The sequence below is a fragment of the Thomasclavelia sp. genome (assembly GCF_047249845.1).
GTDB lineage: Bacteria > Bacillota_I > Bacilli_A > Erysipelotrichales > Coprobacillaceae > Thomasclavelia.
Genome location: NZ_JBKTWO010000134.1, coordinates 1 through 2,280 on the forward strand (window position 1 = coordinate 1; position 2,280 = coordinate 2,280).

At 30.7% G+C, this 2,280-nt stretch carries 4 protein-coding genes; 3 read left to right on the forward strand and 1 reads right to left on the reverse strand.

Annotated elements, in window-relative coordinates; genetic code table 11:
• Nucleotides 1-3 precede the first annotated feature (3 nt).
• Nucleotides 4-138, reverse strand: coding sequence for a hypothetical protein (locus tag ACLR9T_RS13985; RefSeq protein ID WP_017143715.1), 135 nt, complete (start codon nt 136-138; stop codon nt 4-6).
• 126 nt (nt 139-264) lie between these two features.
• On the opposite strand from ACLR9T_RS13985, the gene ACLR9T_RS13990 reads away from it, so the two are divergent.
• The 3 genes from ACLR9T_RS13990 (at nt 265) to ACLR9T_RS14000 (ending at nt 2,188) form a co-directional block, all read left to right on the forward strand.
• Nucleotides 265-1,575, forward strand: coding sequence for a UDP-N-acetylmuramate--L-alanine ligase (locus tag ACLR9T_RS13990; RefSeq protein ID WP_008789514.1), 1,311 nt, complete (start codon nt 265-267; stop codon nt 1,573-1,575).
• A 63-nt stretch (nt 1,576-1,638) separates the two neighbouring features.
• Nucleotides 1,639-1,941: a DUF948 domain-containing protein gene (locus tag ACLR9T_RS13995; RefSeq protein WP_008789515.1), complete on the forward strand. Its 303-nt coding sequence runs from the start codon at nt 1,639-1,641 to the stop codon at nt 1,939-1,941.
• A 19-nt stretch (nt 1,942-1,960) separates the two neighbouring features.
• The gene (locus tag ACLR9T_RS14000) at nt 1,961-2,188 is read left to right on the forward strand and encodes a YtxH domain-containing protein (protein WP_413110096.1); all 228 of its coding nucleotides are present in this window, start codon (nt 1,961-1,963) and stop codon (nt 2,186-2,188) included.
• Nucleotides 2,189-2,280 lie beyond the last annotated feature (92 nt).

The following is a 2,280-nucleotide window of genomic DNA, read 5'->3' on the forward strand; positions in this document are numbered from 1 at the left end:
TGTTTATGCTCTTGCATTTGAGTTATCTTCAAATTTGAAGTTGTCTTGCATTTCAAAACTATCATTTGCTTGTTGATTTTGGTTATACCCTTTGTTTTGATTTTGCTTTTGTTTGTTTTTTGCTTTCTTGTGACTCATATTCGTTTCTCCTTTATTTCTATTGACATTATTAGTATGTGAAATTTAAAAAAAATTATAAAAAATATAATGAGAAATGATACTTTTTACTTAAATTGTGCTAGAATAGTTGAGAGGTGATAAGGAATGTATTATTTTATTGGAATTAAAGGTTCAGGTATGGCTTCTTTAGCAACAATACTATACGATTTGGGTCATAAAGTTGCTGGAAGTGATATTGATAAATATATATTTATAGAGGATGAATTGAAAAAAAGAGATATTCCTATTTATTCTTTTAACAAAAATAATATTAAAGATGGGTATGATGTCATTATTGGAAATGCCTTTGATGAATCAAATGAAGAAGTCAAAGAAGCACTAGCAAATCCAAATGTAAAAACACATACCTATTATGATTTTTTAGCTCAATTATTAGATAAATATGTTTCAATTGGAATTGCTGGAACACATGGTAAAACAACAACGACTGGGATGGCTTACCATCTCTTTAAAGACTATAATAAGACTTCAGTTTTGATTGGTGATGGAACTGGTCATGCGGTGAAAGATAGTCATTATTTTATTGCAGAAACTTGCGAATATCAAGATCATTTTCTACATTATCAGCCAACATATGCAGTAATTAACAATATCGAAATGGATCATGTTGATTATTTTCAATCAATCGAGCAATATGTTCAGTCATTTGAGCAATTTGCTAATCAAGTGAAAGATACGGTTGTTGTCTGGGGTGATGACCCGCATTTGCCACACTTGAATTATACTAAAAGAGTTTTAAAATTTGGAATAAGTGATAAAAATGATGTGATTGCTAAAAATATTATTAATAATAATCATGGATTGTATTTTGATGTTTATATTCATGGCGATTTATTTGGTCATTTTGCACTTCCTTTCTATGGAATGCATATGTTGTATGATTCTTTAGCAGTCATTACATTAGGATATTTAGAAAATATGGATGCTGATTACATCCAAAAACGTTTATCTACATTTGATGGAGTGAAACGCCGTTATACAGTTCAGGAAGTTGGGAATAATGTATATGTGGATGATTATGCACATCATCCAACAGCAATCAAATATGTCATTGAGGCAACGCGTTCTCGATATCCTGGTAAAGAAATTGTTGCTATTTTCCAACCTGATCGTTTTTCTAGAGGGCTGCGATTTGCAAAAGAATTTGCTGAGTCAATGAATTTAGCGGATTATCCATTCCTCGTACATTTTCCAGAGAATGCTAAAAAAGAAGCTGGAATAGATATCGATATTCATGAGATTGGTCAATATCTTCCACGTGCAATTGTGATTCATGAAGATGAAGATGCTGTCAAATTATTGGCAGAACATGATGATGTGGTTTTCTTGTTTATGAGTAGCAAGGATATTTATAAGTTTGAAGATATGCTGATTGATTATAAATCAACACATTAGCAATGACTTCCTCATAATGGAAATTTATGGTATAATATACTAAAGTCAAAGAAAGGAGAATTTATGGAAAACGCACAATTAGTATCTATGTGTATTTTGATCTTGTCTGGGGCTTTTGCTTTAATAAGTTTAGGACTCTTGTTAATTAGGATGTCTGGTGCTGTGAAGGAAGCAACTGTTTTAATGACAATGGTAGAAACAACATTAACAAAAGTGAATCATATTTTAGATGATATCAATAATAAAATGGAGATGTTGAATGCGCCTGTTGAATTGTTTAGTGGCTTCTTTTCAAAAGGTGGTTTGAAGGCAACATTGCTTTCTGGATTAGGGTTATTAACTTCTATGTTTAGAAGAAAAAAATAATAAGAAAGGTGAAGAAAAGATGAAAATTGGTAAGTTTATTTTAGGTTTAGGAATTGGTGCTGCTGCTGGATTATTATTAGCACCAAAAAAAGGTAGTGAATTAAGAGAAGATATTAAGAGAGAATCTTTAAAGGCATATGATCAATTGAAAAATATGACTAAAGAAGATGTTGAAGCAATGCTTGGGCAAACAATTGAAACAGTTAAAAAATCTGTTGATGAATTTGATTTGGATGTATTTAAATAAACAACAAAGGAAAAATTATCTGATTTGGAAACAAAATTAGTAGAATTTGCTAACTGAGTGAAAGAGACTGATCAATATATGCAGGTTAAAGA